This is a genomic window from Mesorhizobium sp. M7A.F.Ca.CA.004.06.1.1 (assembly GCF_003999135.1).
Lineage (GTDB): Bacteria > Pseudomonadota > Alphaproteobacteria > Rhizobiales > Rhizobiaceae > Mesorhizobium.
The window spans coordinates 1-14,719 of record NZ_RZPQ01000066.1 but is presented as its reverse complement, the minus strand read 5'-3'; the positions used below and the strand labels follow the sequence as shown (position 1 = coordinate 14,719).

The window sequence follows — 14,719 nt, the reverse complement described above, 5'->3', positions numbered from 1 at the left end:
GCATCATGCCCATCGCGGCAATCAACTCGACCAGCCTTTCGCGCGACGGTGGCGTCTTCAGATATTCGATCACCTCCGGCTCTTCGCCGGACTGGCGGATCATGGCCAGCGTATTGCGCGAGGTGCCGCAATCGGGGTTGTGGTAGATGGTGACGGTCATTCGGCAGCCTTCATCTGTCTTGTTGATTTCGCTTCGGCGAGCAGCCAGCCCGCCAGGGCCATGGCCAGCAGCGCCCCCAGCAATTCGGCGGCTATGAAGCCCGGCAGGTCGACCGGACGGATGCCAGAAAACGTGTCGGAAAAGGCGCGGGCGATCGCGACAGCCGGGTTGGCGAAGGAGGTCGAGGCCGTGAACCAGTAGGCGGCGGTGATGTACAGCCCGACAAGCCACGGGATCGCGTCGGAGCGGAAGCGCAAGCCTGCCAGGATGGTGAACACAAGGCCGAAGGCGGCGACTGCCTCCGCGAGCCATTGCCCGGTTCCGGTCCGCACCGTCGCTGAGGCCTGCAGGATAGGCAGTTCGAACATGGCATGGGCCAGAAACGTCCCGGCAATGCCGCCCACGACCTGGGCGGTGACATAGGCAAGCGCCGCGTTCGCCTCGATCTCGCGGCGAAGCGCGAACACCAGCGTAACGGCCGGATTAAAGTGCGCCCCTGAGATCGGTCCCAGTATCGTGATCAGCACGACGAGGATCGCCCCGGTCGGCAGCGTGTTGCCGAGCAGCGAAACGGCGACGTCGTGTGTCAGCCGGGCGGCCATGATGCCGGAGCCGACCACGGTCGCGACGAGCAGCGCGGTTCCCAAGGCTTCCGCGACGATGCGGCGTGGCAGGTCGTTCGCCACGAGCTTCAGCCGGCCTTCGGCAGGTTGCGGCCGATTTCATCCAGCCGCTTCTGCAGGGCAAGCTTGTCGACCATGCTCATCGGCAGGCTGATGAAGATCGAAATCCGGTTGTTGAGCATGCGATAGGCTTCGGCAAAGGCCAGATGTTTTTCGGCATCGGTGCCCTCCGCGTCAGCCGGATCAGGCACGCCCCAATGTGCGGTCATCGGCTGTCCTGGCCAGACAGGGCACGATTCATTGGCGGCGTTGTCGCAGACCGTGAAAACGAAATTCATCTCCGGCGCACCGGGAACCGCGAATTCTTCCCAGTCCTTCGAACGGGCAAAGGACGTGTCGTAATTGAGGTTCTTCAGAAGCTGGAGCGTGTAGGGATGCACCGCCCCTTTGGGATGCGACCCGGCCGAATAGGCCTTGAACTTGCCGGCGCCAATACGATTGAGAATCGCCTCTGCGATGATCGACCTCGCCGAATTGCCGGTGCAGAGGAAAAGAACGTTGTACGGTTCGCTCATGGTGCATGCCTCCCTTCTAGCATTTGCAGGTTACCGCCTGGATCACGGGCTGGCAGAGCTCCGGCGCGCCATTGCAGCAATCTTCCATCAGATAGGCCAGCAGGTCGCGCAGGCCGGTCATGTCGGCGACATAGCGCACGGTCCTTCCGTCGCGTTCGGGACGGATCAGCCCGGCATGGGCGAGCACCTTCAGATGCGCCGACATGGTGTTCTGGACCGTGTCCAGCCTCGTGGCGATCTCGCCCGCCGGAATGCCTTCCGGACCGGCACGCACGAGCAGCCGGAAGACATCCAGCCGCGTCTCCTGGCCAAGTGCGGCCAGCGCGTTCAAAGTGCTTTTCTTATCCATATATCCGAATCCTTGGATTTATGGATATCGGCTTCCCAGCGATCTGTAAAGCGTGTCCGCCGCCATCATGTGACGGCAAGCACCTTTCCCGTATCGTGCTGGCGCACGAAGTCCACGCGGGCGCCGTCCCAATGGTAGCTGTAGTGGCGACCCTGCACTGGAATGGTAATGACATCGGGCCAGAAGATGCCGATGCAGCCGCCGCCCGGCATGCGCACGCTGTTCCACACCAGTCCGTCGCTGCCTCCTGCCCGCAGCGCCCGCCCTTCCGCCTGCGAGGCGGAATAGTCGTCCGGGTCGAGCACGCCGGGCACGGCGTTGACGTCATCGAGGTCGCGGTCGACGCTGCCGATCAGCACGCGGAAATCCGCCGTCCAGCCCGGCCCCTCGTTGGTGGCGCGCATGAATTTCTGATGATGGTGGATGGTTTCGGCCAGAGCGACGTCCTCACTGTCGCCGGCATAGTAGATGCCGTAGCTGCCATCCGAGAAGCGGCCTGGCCTCAGCGTCGAGCAGTGCACGAAGGGCGCCATCACGAAGCTGGCGCCGGGGCCGGAAACCCGCCTTGCGGCCGACACCTTGCCGAGGTCGCCGATCTCGAACCTTATGCGCGGGTTGGTCTTCGCCTCGACCGAGGCCAGCGCCTCCCAGTCGCGCGGGTCGGCAATGTCCTCGAACAGGTCGATGGGCGGATGGATGGAGCGGATGATGCGGAAGGTCTGGGGCCAGTCAACGCGGCGCCTGACCGCAAGTCCACTCACCATGCGCCACGCTCCGCATCGAGCCATTCGCGCATCGCCGAGAGATCGGAGATTTCGCCGCGCAGCATCAGGTCGAGGGCCGACTGGCCGCCGAAGGTGGCATTGGGCTTGCGGATCCAGGCGTAGCCGCGTGCCGGCTCCGTGAACAGATAGCGCAGGCCCTTATGGATGCCCATCAGATGCGCCATGCGGGTGCGCAGGTCGCGGTCGATCCTGCCGACGCCGCCTTCTTTCGCCCCAGTCTTCCAACGCGCCCAGGTCCGGGCCGACATGCCGCCGAGCAGGATGCAGGCCTCCAGGTCAGTGAGGTTCCAGGCCTTGAACAGATTAACCGTGGTGCGCGCCAGCGCGCCGGCCTCGTCATCCGATATGACGCTGCCAACCGTGGCCGGTGTCGTGACAATGGACTGAAGCTGCATTTTGTTGCCTCGCTATTGGCAGATATATAGCATGAATTTGCCAATTGGCAAGGAGATCAGCAAGGCAGGGCCATCGCTTTCAGGCCAATGACGGCTTCCGTCTTGTGAAGGCCACCAATCGCCAAAGTCGGCGCCGCCCCTCATCCGCCTGCCGGCACCTTCTCCCCGGATAGTGACGGGGAGAAGGTAGCTGGCCGCATCGCTGGCGCCTATTCTGCAACATTGGAGATTGGCGAAACCGTCCATGACGGCGTCTTTCTCCCCGTCACTATACGGGGAGAAATGCCCGGCAGGGCAATGAGGGCCGGCGCTGACCTCGGCGATACCGGACGGACAGCGCGCCACATATCGTGGCGCGCCCTGACCAATTTTACTCCGCCGCCTCATACCCCGCGATGCCCTTGATCTCCAAAAAATCCTCGAGCCCGTATTCGGCATATTCGCGGCCATTGCCCGACTGCTTGTAGCCGCCGAACGGCAGGCCGGCGTCCCACTGGGGATAGTTGATGTAGACATTGCCGGTGCGCATGCGCGCCGCCACTTCGCGCGCCTTCTTCATGTCCTTGGCCTGGATGTAGGAGGCGAGGCCATAGACGGTGTCGTTGGCGGTCTCGACCACCTCGTCGACGCTGTCGTAGGGCATGATCGCCAGCACCGGCCCAAAGATCTCCTCGCGCGCGATGCGCATGTCGTGGGTGACGTCGGCGAACACCGTCGGCCTGACGTAATAGCCGCGGTTGAGTTCGGCCGGACGGCCGGGGCCGCCGGCGACCAGCGTCGCACCTTCATCGATGCCGGCCTGGATCAGGTCCTGGATCTTGTCGAACTGGATCTGGCTGACGACCGGGCCAAGCTTGGTGCCGGCAGCGTCGGCGGGGCCGACGGTGAACTTTTCCGCCGCGGCCTTGGCATAGCCGGCCGCCTCGTCATGGCGGTCGCGCGGCACGAACATGCGCGTCGGCGCGTTGCAGGACTGGCCGCTGTTGCTGAAGCAGCCGGCGACGCCCTTGCTGACGGCGCTTGCGAGGTCGACATCCCCGAACAGGATGTTGGCCGACTTGCCGCCAAGCTCCTGATGCACGCGCTTGACCGTGTCGGCGGCGGCCTTGGCCACCAGGATGCCGGCACGGGTTGAACCGGTGAACGACATCATGTCGATGTCGGGGTGGCTGGACAGCGCCTGGCCGACGCCCGGTCCGTCGCCATTGACGAGGTTGAAGACACCCTTCGGCACGCCGGCCTCGTCGAGGATTTCGGCGAAGATGATGGCGTCGAGCGGCGCGATCTCGGAGGGCTTCAGCACCATCGTGCAGCCGGCGGCAAGCGCCGGGCCGACCTTGCAGGTGATCTGGTTGAGCGGCCAGTTCCACGGCGTGATCAGCCCGACGACGCCGATCGGCTCCTTGACCACCAGATGGTTGCCCTTGACGTGGCGGAATTCGAAAGTCTTCAGCACGTCGGCCATCTTCTGCAGATGCGCAAGACCGATGCCGACCTGGCTGTCCAACGCCATCTGGCGCGGCGCGCCCATCTCGCGTGACACAGCGACGGCAAGATCGCCACTGCGCTTCTTGTAGACCGCGATGATGCGGTTCAACAGGTCGAGCCGCTCGCCAACCTCGGTGAAACCAAAGCTGTTGAAGGCGCGCTTGGCGGCGGCCACCGCTTTGTCGACATCGGCCTTGGAGCCGAGCGAAATCTGCGCAAAGGCGTCCTCATTCGAGGGATCGATGACATCGAAAGCGTTGGGCACAACAGGATCGACCCACGCGCCATCGATATAGAACTGCAGATTGTGTGACATGGTTTTCTCCTTGACCGCATCGTCGCGCCGGGCCGTCATATCTGGCTGGAGATAACGATGCACAAACGCCGCTGTCAAACGCAACCCCCGAAGTGGTTGAGCCAGTGCGGCAGTGATTGAGCCAGAGCGTTCGGGTCAGCAACCGGCTTGGTGAGGATGGACTACAGCAAGATATGCCCGGCCTCGACCAGAAATCGCCTCGCCGCAGCCTGATCCGTCGCTTTCACCAACAGATGGTCGCCATCGAAAGTGGACACCACGAAGATGCCCAGCCCGTTTTCCGACAACGGCCTGATGACCGACAACACGATACCGGTTTCGTCGAAGGCAAACGGCCCCTGGAGCTTGAAGGCCACCCAGTCACCGTCCTGCCTGACACTATCCGGCACACGATCCTGCAGGCAAACGATCGAAAGCTCGTCGTCAGTCCTTGTGATGCTGACGAAGCCTGGCCCGTCCGCCCAACCGGGGATGGTCTCCCCCGCCGCCAGCCGGGCAACCGCGTGAAACCCTGGGAGTTGTTTGAGCCTGACGCAGATGGCCATTGTCGAACCCCTCCCTCAGATCGCCGGTGATCCCGCCAGCTTCTTGCTCATGTGGACCGTCATACCGTTCATGAAAGGCTCTTCCCTATCGATGACATAGCCATACCTTTTGTACAGCGACACATTCGCCTCGAAGGCGCCATTGGTCAGCAGGCGAAGCTCGAGGCGGCCCGCTTCGACCGCCTTGCGCTCGGCCAGTTCCAGCAACAGCCGGCCGATCCCCCTGCCCTGCGCATCCGGTGCCACACAGACATTCTCGATCCACAGGTGACCGTCAGCCAGCACGGTTTCGATCATCCCGACGATCCGATCATCCTCGACGGCGAGATCGAACGGATGCTCGGCAACGGCCTTGTCGTAGTCGGTGCGCATCGGCAGCGGCTCGCGGCCGATCACCGGCACCCATTTGACATAGGCGGCACGAACGATATCCCGGATCGCGGCGGCGTCAGCAGGCACGGCCGGCCGAAGCCGGATGGAAGAATTGTTGGTCATCAAAGTGCTCCAGACATGAAAAACCCCGCCGGCGGTGTCGCGGGCGGGGCTGGAAACGAACGAACCGGGTCTATCCTGCCGATCTTTGTCGTCGCGCAATCAGTCTGCCGCTCCGCATTGTGCAGGGGCGACGTCGCTTGGTGTTGGTGGGCGCGAGGAAGAACATGGCGCCAAGCTGGAACAGGAAGCGCGGCGCGTCAAGACACCTACAACGGCTTCAGTATTCCTGCGCCGTCGGTCTGAACAGGATTTCGTTGATGTCGACCTCGTCGGGCTGGCTCATGGCGAACACCACCGTCCTGGCGAAGGAATCGGCCGGAATGGCCACCCGGTCGTAGAGTGCGCGTACGCCCTCGGCGACATCGGCCTCGGTGACGCTGCCGGGCAGTTCGGTCGCCACGGCACCGGGCGAGATGATGGTGGTGCGGACGTTGTAGGGTTTCACTTCCTGGCGCAGACCTTCCGAGATGATGCGCACCGCGTGCTTGGTCGCGGCATAGACCGCTCCGCCCGGCCCGACCTTGTGGCCGGCGACCGACGACACGTTGATGATGTGGCCGCTTTTCTGCGTCTTCATGTGCGGCAGTGCCGCGGCAATGCCGTAGAGCACGCCCTTGATGTTGACGTCGATCATGCGGTCCCAGTCCTCGACCTTGCCGCGCTCCAGCGGGGAATGCGGCATCAGGCCGGCATTGTTGATCATGACGTCGACGCGGCCGTGCGTCTCGACCGCATGGTCGACCAGATGCCGGACCTGGCCGACATCGGTAACGTCGGTCTGAAGGATGGCGCCCTCGCCAAGTGAAAGCGCGCCGGCCAGCGCCTGCAACCGGTCAAGGCGGCGCGCCCCCAGGACCAGTTTCGCACCCTCCCTGGCCAGAAGCCGTGCGGCGGCTTCGCCCAGCCCGCTGCTGGCGCCAGTGATGACGACGACTTTGTCCCTGATGTTCTCGGCCATGATTCTTTTCCTTTTCTGATCTTTGGCTTCGCTGCCCACGGCAGCCTGGGCGTTCGCGTTGGCGGCTCAGCGGGGCAATTCGACCCGGCCGAGCCAGCCGGTGACCTCGTCAAGCGTCTGGCGTTCCTGGTCGCACTGCTTGGAAAAACCCTTGATGAGCCGTGCCCCTGGTGCATGATCTGCGAGGACTTTCAGGCTCTGCCCTGTTCCGTAGCCGCCATGGGTGATGAACGGCACCAAGGTCTTGCCGGACAGATCGTGTTTCGACAGGAAGGAGCGGATCACCGAAGGCGCGGTCATGCCCCAGATCGGAAATCCGAGGAACACCGTCTCGTAGGTTCCGATATCAGGCACCGTGGCGGCCAGCGCCGGTTCGAAACCGGACTCCCGCTGCTGCTCCGCCACCGCAACCTGCTGCTTGTAGTCTTCCGGGTAGGGATCGACGGTCGCGATCTCGAAAATATCCGCTCGCAGAGTCCTGCTGATCTGGCGCGCGATGACCCGCGTGTTGCCGGTGCGGGTGTAGTAGGCCACCAGCACTTTGGCGCCGCCCGTTCGCCGCGCGCTCGACGCACTGGCGGGCGGCTCGATCCGGGACTCAATCCGGCGCCCAGAGGCAGTGCAAGCATGGTCATCAGCGCACCTCGTCTTGAGACTGGTTGGCTCATCACGCTCTCCCAGGTGGCTAACGATCGATCCTTGCTTCCTGTTGCGGAGAATAGCGCGCTCCCTTCACCGCGATCGCCGAGACCGCATTCTCGATGTTGGCAAGATCGTCCGCCGTCAGCGCGATGGTGGCCGACGCGATGTTCTCTTCGAGGCGATTGAGCTTGGTGGTGCCGGGGATCGGAACGATCCAGGGCTTCTGCGCCAGCAGCCAGGCGAGAGCGACCTGTGCTGATGTCGCCTTCTTCTCGGCAGCGATCACGCCGATCGCGTCGACCAGCGCCTGGTTCGCCTTGCGGGCGTCTTCCGCAAAACGCGGCACGGTGTTGCGGAAGTCGCTGCTGTCGAACGTCGTGCTGGCATCGATGGCGCCGGTGAGGAACCCCTTGCCCAGCGGGCTGAAGGGCACGAAGCCGATCCCCAGTTCTTCAAGCACCGGCAGGATCGCCTCTTCCGGTTCACGCCACCAGAGCGAATATTCGCTCTGGACCGCGGCGACCGGCTGTACCGCATGCGCGCGCCGGATCGTGCGTACGCCCGCCTCGGAGAGACCGAAATGCTTCACCTTGCCTTGGCTGATCAAGTCCTTCACAGCGCCCGCCACCTCTTCGATCGGCACGACCGGATCGACGCGGTGCTGGTATAGGAGGTCTATGTGGTCGGTCCTCAGCCGCCTGAGCGAGGCCTCGACGACGTCACGAATATGCTGCGGCCGGCTGTCCATGCCATCGTGTCGGGCTGTCCCGGCGATGTCGATGCCGAATTTGGTGGCGATCACCACCTGGTCGCGGATCGGCTGCAGCGCCTCGCCGACGACCTCCTCGTTCGTGAACGGTCCATAGACCTCCGCGGTGTCGAAGAAGGTGATGCCACGGTCGAACGCCGCCCTGATCAGGTGGACTGCATCCGCCGTCTCCATCGGCTGCCCGTATGACTGGCTCATTCCCATGCAGCCGAGCCCGATGGCCGAAACGTCGAGACCGCTGTTTCCAAGTGTGCGCTTCTGCATTGTCGTTATCCCTTCTTCTCGGCGTCGGCTTGTTCGAAGACCTTGCGGGCAATGCCCAGAGCCGTGGCTGCCGTTGGCCATCCGGCGTAGAAGGCGAGATGTGTAATGGTTTCGATGAGTTCGTCGCGGGTGACGCCATTGTCGAGCGCGCGCTTCATGTGAAAAGGCATTTCATTGATCCGGTAGCCCGAAATCAGGCTGGTGACGGTGACAAGGCTGCGGTCCCGCGGCGACAGGCCGGGGCGCTCCCAAACGTTGCCGAACAACACCTCGTCGGTGTATCTGCCAAGCGCGGGAGCGATATCGGAGAATGGGCTTTTCAGCCTTGGAACATCTGTCATGGTGGTCTCCTTCGAAGAGTTCGGGCGTTGAACTCGGCGCCACGCGCCGATACTTGGTCAAACCCCGTATTGTTCGTCGCTGACATGCTCCAGCCAGTCGACGACCTTGCCGTCGAGCGCTTCGGCGACAGCGATGTGGCTCATCGCGGTGGTCGGCGCGGCGCCATGCCAATGCTTCTCTCCGGGCGCGAACCAGACGATGTCGCCGGGCAGGATCGGTTCGATCGGGCCGCCCTCGCGCTGCACCAGGCCGGCGCCCGAGAGGACGATCAGCGTCTGGCCAAGGGGATGCGTGTGCCAAGCGGTGCGCGCACCGGGCTCGAAAGTCACGGTGGCGCCGCCGACGCGGGCGGGCTCGCTGCCCTTGAACGGCGCGTCGATGCGCACCGCGCCGGTGAAATAATCGGCCGATCCCCTGGCCGAGGCTTGAGAGCCGTTTCGCGTGATGTCCATGGTTTTGTCCCTTCCTGGCAACAGGCGTGACACGACCGCCGGTCTTCAGAGGCTGCCGGTAGAGGCGCCCGGTGTGATGACGCCTATCTAGGGTCTGCGATTGGTGCCGATTAGGTGCTATATCCAGCATGATCTTATGAAAGGGGCTCATGAATGCCGCGAGACAATCTGAATGAGCTAACCGCATTCCTCGCCGTCGCGCGCGAGGAAAGCTTCACCAGGGCGGCGGCCAAGCTCGGGGTTTCCCAATCGGCGCTCAGCCATACGGTGCGGGCGCTGGAGGAGCGGCTGGGCGTGCGGCTCCTGACCCGCACCACGCGCAGCGTGTCGCCCACCGAGGCCGGCGAGCGGCTGGCTCGCACCGTGGGGCCGCGGCTCGATGAGATCGAAGCCGAGATCGCGGCACTCAGCGCCTTGCGCGAAAAACCCGCCGGCACCATCCGCATCACCGCCGGTGAGCATGCCGCCGATGCGATCCTGTGGCCTGCCCTGGCGAAATTCCTGCCCGACTATCCTGACATCAAAGTCGAGATCATCGTCGACTACAGCCTGACCGACATCGTTGCCGAGCGCTTCGACGCCGGCGTGCGGCTGGGCGAACAGGTGGCGCGCGACATGATCGCGGTGCGCATCGGCCCCGACATGCGCATGGCGGTGGTCGGATCGCCGGCCTATTTCGCCAAATGGCCGAAACCGCGCACGCCACAGGACCTGACCACCCACAATTGCATCAATCTGCGGCTGCCGACCTATGGCGGGCTCTACGCCTGGGAGTTCGAGAAGGCCGGGCGCGAGCTGAAAGTGCGGGTCGAGGGCCAGTTGGTGTTCAATACGTCCGCGCTGCGCATGAACGCGGTGCTCGCCGGCCTCGGCCTTGCCTATCTGCCGGAGGAACAGGTAACGGCCCATCTGGCCGACGGCCGGCTGGTGCGGGTGCTCGCCGACTGGTGCGCGCCTTTCCCCGGCTACCATCTCTATTACCCCAGCCGCCGGCAAGCGACGCCGGCCTTCTCGCTGCTGGTCGACGCGCTGCGCTACCGAGGCTAGAACAGGAAACCGGGTTTCCGAAAAAGATCATGCTCAAAACGAGCAGATAGAGCCCCATCCCGATTCGGGAACAGGCTCTCCATCTGGACTGTGCCCGCCGTCGTTCTATCTTCCGGATCGAGCAGATCTGACGAAATCCGGAGCTATCGCCGTGACCGTGACCGACCTTTATCGAGGCTACATCGCCTGCCTCAACAATCAGGACTGGCAGAAGCTGAATCGCTTCGTTCATGACGAGGTGCATTACAATGGCGACCGCGTCGGGCTGTCGGGTTACCAAGAAATGCTGGAGCGCGATTTTCGGGAAATCCCGGACCTCTATTTCGACATCCAGCTGCTGATCGCCGAACCGCCGTTCATAGCCAGCCGGCTCCAGTTCAACTGCACGCCGAAGGGAACCTTCTTCGGCCTGCCCATCAACGGCAGGAAGGTGTCCTTCAGCGAGAACGTCTTCTATGAATTCCTCGACGACAGGATCAGGAACGTCTGGTCGGTGATCGACAAGGCGGCCATCGAAGCGCAGCTTTAATTCAGGCCGGCCAGAAGATGACGCCGATCGTTCGTAAAAATCGATCATTATGACGAAAATAATTCGTTGGAAAGATTATTTGAGGAATGGCATTCCTCCGGCACACCCGTCTGGAGCATTGCTTTGTCTTCCGTTTCCCACTTCGCGAACGATATTCCGAAAAGCGCTTTTCCTGCCGATCTGACACGAGGGCGGAAATCCCTCAACTGGAATGGCATCGTCCCCGGCATCGTCCTTGTCACGATGATTACTGCCGTCGCCTTCTCGGCCCGCAATGTTTCGGGCTTCGCGCTGTTCAGCCCGATGATCCTCGCCGTCGTCGCCGGCATGATCTACTCCAACGTGCTGGGCACACCGGTGCACGCCAAGGCCGGCATCGCATTCTCGCAAAAGCGCCTGCTGCGCTTCGCCATTGTTCTGCTCGGCTTCCAGCTGACGCTCGGCCAAGTCGTCTCGATCGGCGCCGGCGGCGTCGGCATTGTCGCCGCCACGCTTGGCGCCACCTTCGTTTTCACCATTACGCTCGGTCGGCTGATCGGCGTCGACGCCAAGCTGGCGCAGCTGATCGCCGCCGGCACCTCGATCTGCGGCGCCTCGGCCATCGTCGCCACCAACATCGTCACCGATGCGCGCGACGAGGACGTCACCTACGCCGTCGCCTCGATCACCTTGTTCGGCACCGTCGCCATGCTCGGCCTCGACCAGCACGCTTTCGGCCTGTGGGCCGGTGCTTCGATCCATGAAGTGGCGCAAGTCATCGGCGCTGGCTTCCAGAACGGCACCCAGTCCGGCGAGATCGCTACCGTCGCCAAGCTGACCCGCGTCGCCATGCTGGCGCCGATGGTCGTCGCGCTCGGCCTGATGGCGCGCCGCAGGAGCAGCAGTGAGGTGGCGGCGCGGCCGCCCATGCCGTGGTTCGTCGCCGCCTTTGTCGCCATCGTGGCGCTGAACAGCCTCGTCCCGGTGCCAGCCGAGGTGAAGTCGGCAATGGCGCTCGCCACCACCATCATGCTGACCATGGGGCTGGCCGCCGTGGGCCTGCAGGCCGACATCTCGCAGCTGCGCTCGCGCGGCCTGCGCCCGCTGGCGCTCGCCTTCTCGGCCTTCCTGTTCATCGGCTGCTTCAGCCTGATGCTGGTGAAATTCACCTAGTCTAAACCGGGCCTCAGTCCTCGAACGAACTCGACGCGGCATAGATCGCCGCCAGCGTCTCGATGCCGGCCTGGTCGGCCTTGTCGAAGCGGCCGGGCAGCGGGCTGTCGAGATCGAGCACGCCGAAGACGCCTTCATCGTCCTCAAGCAGCACCACCAGTTCCGAGCGCGAGTCGGCATCGCAGGCGATGTGGCCGGGAAAATCATGCACGTCCTTGATCAGCATAGAGGTGCCGAGTTCGACCGCCGTTCCGCACACGCCCTTGCCGACGGCGATGCGCACGCAGGCCGGCTTGCCCTGGAACGGCCCGAGCACCATTTCCTCGTCCGATTGCAGGAAATAGAACCCGGCCCAGTTGAGGTCCGGCACCATCTGGAAGATGAGTGCTGCGGTGTTGGCGGCGTTGGCGATCGAATCGCGCTCGCCGTCGAGCAGCGCCTTAAGCTGAGTGGCGAGGTCGCGGTAGAACGCGGCCTTGTCTGAGGTGTCGATGGCCTTGGCCGCAAACATGAACGTGTCTCCGTATAGGGGGTGGCGGTTCGTCCGATCGCTTGCCAAAGTCCGGCGAGCTCCGCAACCAGACGGCCGCCTGGACAGTCTAGCGTGGATTGCGTCCTCTCCGAAAGCCGCAAGATCAGGATTGCCTCCCGGCGCTGAGCCGGTCGGCAAGGCAGCTATGCGTAAACTTTGCGATGGATCATCTTGAGAATCATGACGGCCCCGATCGGGGGCCGCCATTCACATCTCAAACAGGTCGAACAAGTCCTGGGTTTTAGTAGCCGCCCATGCCGCCACCGCCGCCACCCGCAGGCGCGGCATCCTTGGCCGGGATGTCGGTGATCATCGCTTCGGCGGTGATCAGGAGGGCTGCGATCGAGCCGGCATCCTGCAGTGCGGTGCGCACCACTTTCGCCGGATCCACGATGCCTGCCTTGATCATGTCGACATAGACCTCGTTCTGGGCGTCAAAACCCTGATTGTGGTCCTTGCTGTCGGTGAGCTTGCCGACGACGATGGAGCCCTCGACGCCGGAATTCTCGGCGATCTGGCGGATCGGCGCTTCAAGCGCTCGCAGCACGATCGTGATACCGGCCGTGACATCGGCATTGGCGCCGGTCAGGCCGCCAAGCACCGAGCGGGCACGCAGCAGAGCCACGCCGCCGCCGGGCACGATGCCTTCCTCGACCGCCGCGCGGGTGGCGTTCAGCGCATCGTCGATGCGGTCCTTCTTTTCCTTGACTTCCGACTCGGTGACGCCGCCGACGCGGATGACGGCTACGCCGCCGGAGAGCTTGGCCAGCCGCTCCTGCAGCTTTTCCTTGTCGTAGTCGGAGGTCGTCTCCTCGATCTGGCCCTTGATCTGGGCGACGCGCGCCTGGATGGTCGCCTTGGTGCCGGCCCCGTCGATGATCGTGGTGGTGTCCTTCTCGATCAGCACACGCTTGGCGCGGCCGAGCATCTCGATGGTGACGTTTTCGAGCTTGATGCCGAGGTCTTCCGAGATCATCTGGCCTGATGTCAGCACGGCGATGTCTTCCAGCATTGCCTTGCGGCGATCGCCGAAGCCCGGCGCCTTGACGGCCGCGACCTTGAGGCCGCCGCGCAGCTTGTTGACGACCAGCGTCGCCAGAGCCTCGCCCTCGACGTCCTCGGAGATGATCAGCAGCGGCCTGCCGCTCTGCACCACCGCTTCAAGGATCGGCAGCATCGCCTGCAGATTGCCGAGCTTCTTCTCGTGGATGAGGATGTAGGGCTCTTCCAACTCGACGCGCATCTTGTCGGCATTGGTGACGAAATAGGGCGAGAGATAACCGCGGTCGAACTGCATGCCTTCGACGACGTCGAGTTCGGTCTCGGCCGTCTTGGCTTCCTCGACGGTGATGACGCCGTCATTGCCGACCTTGTCCATCGCCTTGGCGATCATCTCGCCGACGCTGGCATCGCCATTGGCGGCGATGGTGCCGACCTGTGCGATCTCGGCCGACGACTTGACCTTCTTGGCGCGCGCCTGGATTTCCTTGACCACGGCGGAAACCGCCTGGTCGATGCCGCGCTTCAAATCCATGGGGTTCATGCCGGCGGCGACCAGCTTGGCGCCTTCGCGCAGGATCGAGGCGGCCAGCACCGTGGCGGTGGTGGTGCCGTCACCGGCGAGGTCGTTGGTCTTCGAGGCCACTTCGCGCACCATCTGGGCGCCCATGTTCTCGAACTTGTCGGCAAGCTCGATTTCCTTGGCGACGGTGACGCCGTCCTTGGTGATGCGCGGCGCGCCATAGGCCTTGTCGATGATGACGTTGCGGCCCTTGGGGCCGAGCGTGACCTTCACCGCATTGGTGAGGATCTCGACGCCGCGCAGCATGCGGTCGCGCGCGTCGGTGGAGAATTTGATTTCCTTGGCAGACATGATTTTTATCCAGTTCGTTCGGAGAAAATGAGGTCAGGCAGCTTTCTTGGCGGCCACGGTCTTGTCGGTTGCGGCCGTCTCGCTCTTGTCGATAACGCCCATGATGTCGGCTTCCTTCATGATCAGAAGGTCCTCGCCGTCGATCTTGACCTCGGTGCCCGACCATTTGCCGAACAGGATGAAGTCGCCGGCCTTGACGTCGAGCGGAACAAGCGTGCCGTTTTCGTCGCGTGCGCCAGGGCCGACGGCGATGACTTCGCCCTCCTGCGGCTTTTCCTTGGCAGTGTCGGGGATGATGATCCCGCCCTTGGATTTGATATCGCCTTCGGCGCGACGAATGACGACGCGGTCGTGGAGTGGCCGAAATTTCATGGGAACTTTCTTTCTGGGGCCGGCACAGGCGGCCACGCCCCTCCTCTATAGACGCG

General features: G+C 63.5%; 19 protein-coding genes and 1 pseudogene. 3 read left to right on the top strand and 17 right to left on the bottom strand.

Features of this window, described 5'->3' with window-relative positions:
- From EN906_RS38145 to EN906_RS06875, 14 genes and pseudogenes are all read right to left on the bottom strand, one after another.
- Positions 1-160 (bottom strand): annotated as a pseudogene (locus tag EN906_RS38145) (arsenate reductase); the annotation flags it as partial.
- Positions 157-846, bottom strand: a complete 690-nt coding sequence (locus EN906_RS06940) for an MIP/aquaporin family protein (protein ID WP_127270860.1) — start codon at positions 844-846, stop codon at positions 157-159. The pseudogene EN906_RS38145 and the gene EN906_RS06940, both read right to left, overlap by 4 nt.
- 5 nt (positions 847-851) lie before the next feature.
- On the bottom strand, positions 852-1,358 hold the full coding sequence (locus tag EN906_RS06935) for an arsenate reductase ArsC (RefSeq protein WP_127270862.1): 507 nt from the start codon (positions 1,356-1,358) through the stop codon (positions 852-854).
- 16 nt (positions 1,359-1,374) lie between these two features.
- Positions 1,375-1,707 carry a metalloregulator ArsR/SmtB family transcription factor gene (locus tag EN906_RS06930; RefSeq protein ID WP_127270864.1) on the bottom strand — a complete coding sequence of 111 codons (333 nt, stop codon included), beginning with the start codon at positions 1,705-1,707 and terminating at the stop codon, positions 1,375-1,377.
- Between the two features lie 65 nt (positions 1,708-1,772).
- A complete protein-coding gene (locus EN906_RS06925) occupies positions 1,773-2,471 on the bottom strand; it encodes an RES family NAD+ phosphorylase (protein ID WP_127272117.1) in 699 nt (232 codons plus the stop codon).
- Positions 2,465-2,887, bottom strand: coding sequence for an MbcA/ParS/Xre antitoxin family protein (locus EN906_RS06920; RefSeq protein WP_127271235.1), 423 nt, complete (start codon positions 2,885-2,887; stop codon positions 2,465-2,467). Before EN906_RS06920 ends, EN906_RS06925 begins: the two co-directional genes overlap by 7 nt.
- Before the next feature lie 370 nt (positions 2,888-3,257).
- Complete coding sequence (locus EN906_RS06910; protein ID WP_127272119.1) at positions 3,258-4,691, bottom strand: aldehyde dehydrogenase family protein; 1,434 nt, start codon at positions 4,689-4,691, stop codon at positions 3,258-3,260.
- Positions 4,692-4,852: 161 nt separating this feature from the next.
- Positions 4,853-5,236, bottom strand: coding sequence for an ACT domain-containing protein (locus tag EN906_RS06905; protein WP_127268885.1), 384 nt, complete (start codon positions 5,234-5,236; stop codon positions 4,853-4,855).
- Between the two features lie 15 nt (positions 5,237-5,251).
- Positions 5,252-5,731 (bottom strand): GNAT family N-acetyltransferase, encoded by a 480-nt coding sequence (locus tag EN906_RS06900; protein WP_127268887.1) that lies wholly within the window; start codon positions 5,729-5,731, stop codon positions 5,252-5,254.
- A 217-nt stretch (positions 5,732-5,948) separates the two neighbouring features.
- On the bottom strand, positions 5,949-6,689 hold the full coding sequence (locus EN906_RS06895) for an SDR family oxidoreductase (protein ID WP_127268889.1): 741 nt from the start codon (positions 6,687-6,689) through the stop codon (positions 5,949-5,951).
- Positions 6,690-6,755: 66 nt separating this feature from the next.
- A complete protein-coding gene (locus EN906_RS06890; protein ID WP_236382718.1) occupies positions 6,756-7,229 on the bottom strand; it encodes a flavodoxin in 474 nt (157 codons plus the stop codon).
- A gap of 145 nt (positions 7,230-7,374) precedes the next feature.
- On the bottom strand, positions 7,375-8,364 hold the full coding sequence (locus tag EN906_RS06885) for an aldo/keto reductase (RefSeq protein ID WP_127268893.1): 990 nt from the start codon (positions 8,362-8,364) through the stop codon (positions 7,375-7,377).
- Between the two features lie 5 nt (positions 8,365-8,369).
- Positions 8,370-8,705 carry a carboxymuconolactone decarboxylase family protein gene (locus EN906_RS06880; protein WP_127268895.1) on the bottom strand — a complete coding sequence of 112 codons (336 nt, stop codon included), beginning with the start codon at positions 8,703-8,705 and terminating at the stop codon, positions 8,370-8,372.
- Positions 8,706-8,762: 57 nt separating this feature from the next.
- Positions 8,763-9,158, bottom strand: a complete 396-nt coding sequence (locus tag EN906_RS06875) for a cupin domain-containing protein (RefSeq protein ID WP_127268897.1) — start codon at positions 9,156-9,158, stop codon at positions 8,763-8,765.
- Positions 9,159-9,311: 153 nt separating this feature from the next.
- Here EN906_RS06875 and EN906_RS06870 point away from each other — a divergent pair, with 153 nt between their 5' ends.
- From EN906_RS06870 to EN906_RS06860, 3 genes are all read left to right on the top strand, one after another.
- Positions 9,312-10,205 carry a LysR family transcriptional regulator gene (locus tag EN906_RS06870; RefSeq protein ID WP_127268898.1) on the top strand — a complete coding sequence of 298 codons (894 nt, stop codon included), beginning with the start codon at positions 9,312-9,314 and terminating at the stop codon, positions 10,203-10,205.
- Between the two features lie 151 nt (positions 10,206-10,356).
- Positions 10,357-10,734 (top strand): ester cyclase, encoded by a 378-nt coding sequence (locus tag EN906_RS06865; RefSeq protein WP_164748991.1) that lies wholly within the window; start codon positions 10,357-10,359, stop codon positions 10,732-10,734.
- Positions 10,735-10,857: 123 nt separating this feature from the next.
- Complete coding sequence (locus tag EN906_RS06860) at positions 10,858-11,886, top strand: YeiH family protein (protein WP_127375111.1); 1,029 nt, start codon at positions 10,858-10,860, stop codon at positions 11,884-11,886.
- 13 nt (positions 11,887-11,899) lie between these two features.
- Here the strand turns inward: EN906_RS06860 and EN906_RS06855 are convergent, their stop codons facing one another.
- From EN906_RS06855 to EN906_RS06845, 3 genes are all read right to left on the bottom strand, one after another.
- Positions 11,900-12,397: a GAF domain-containing protein gene (locus EN906_RS06855; RefSeq protein ID WP_127271638.1), complete on the bottom strand. Its 498-nt coding sequence runs from the start codon at positions 12,395-12,397 to the stop codon at positions 11,900-11,902.
- 262 nt (positions 12,398-12,659) lie between these two features.
- Positions 12,660-14,291 (bottom strand): chaperonin GroEL, encoded by a 1,632-nt coding sequence (groL, locus tag EN906_RS06850; RefSeq protein WP_127255944.1) that lies wholly within the window; start codon positions 14,289-14,291, stop codon positions 12,660-12,662.
- Positions 14,292-14,324: 33 nt separating this feature from the next.
- On the bottom strand, positions 14,325-14,663 hold the full coding sequence (locus EN906_RS06845) for a co-chaperone GroES (RefSeq protein WP_127269688.1): 339 nt from the start codon (positions 14,661-14,663) through the stop codon (positions 14,325-14,327).
- Positions 14,664-14,719: the final 56 nt, after the last annotated feature.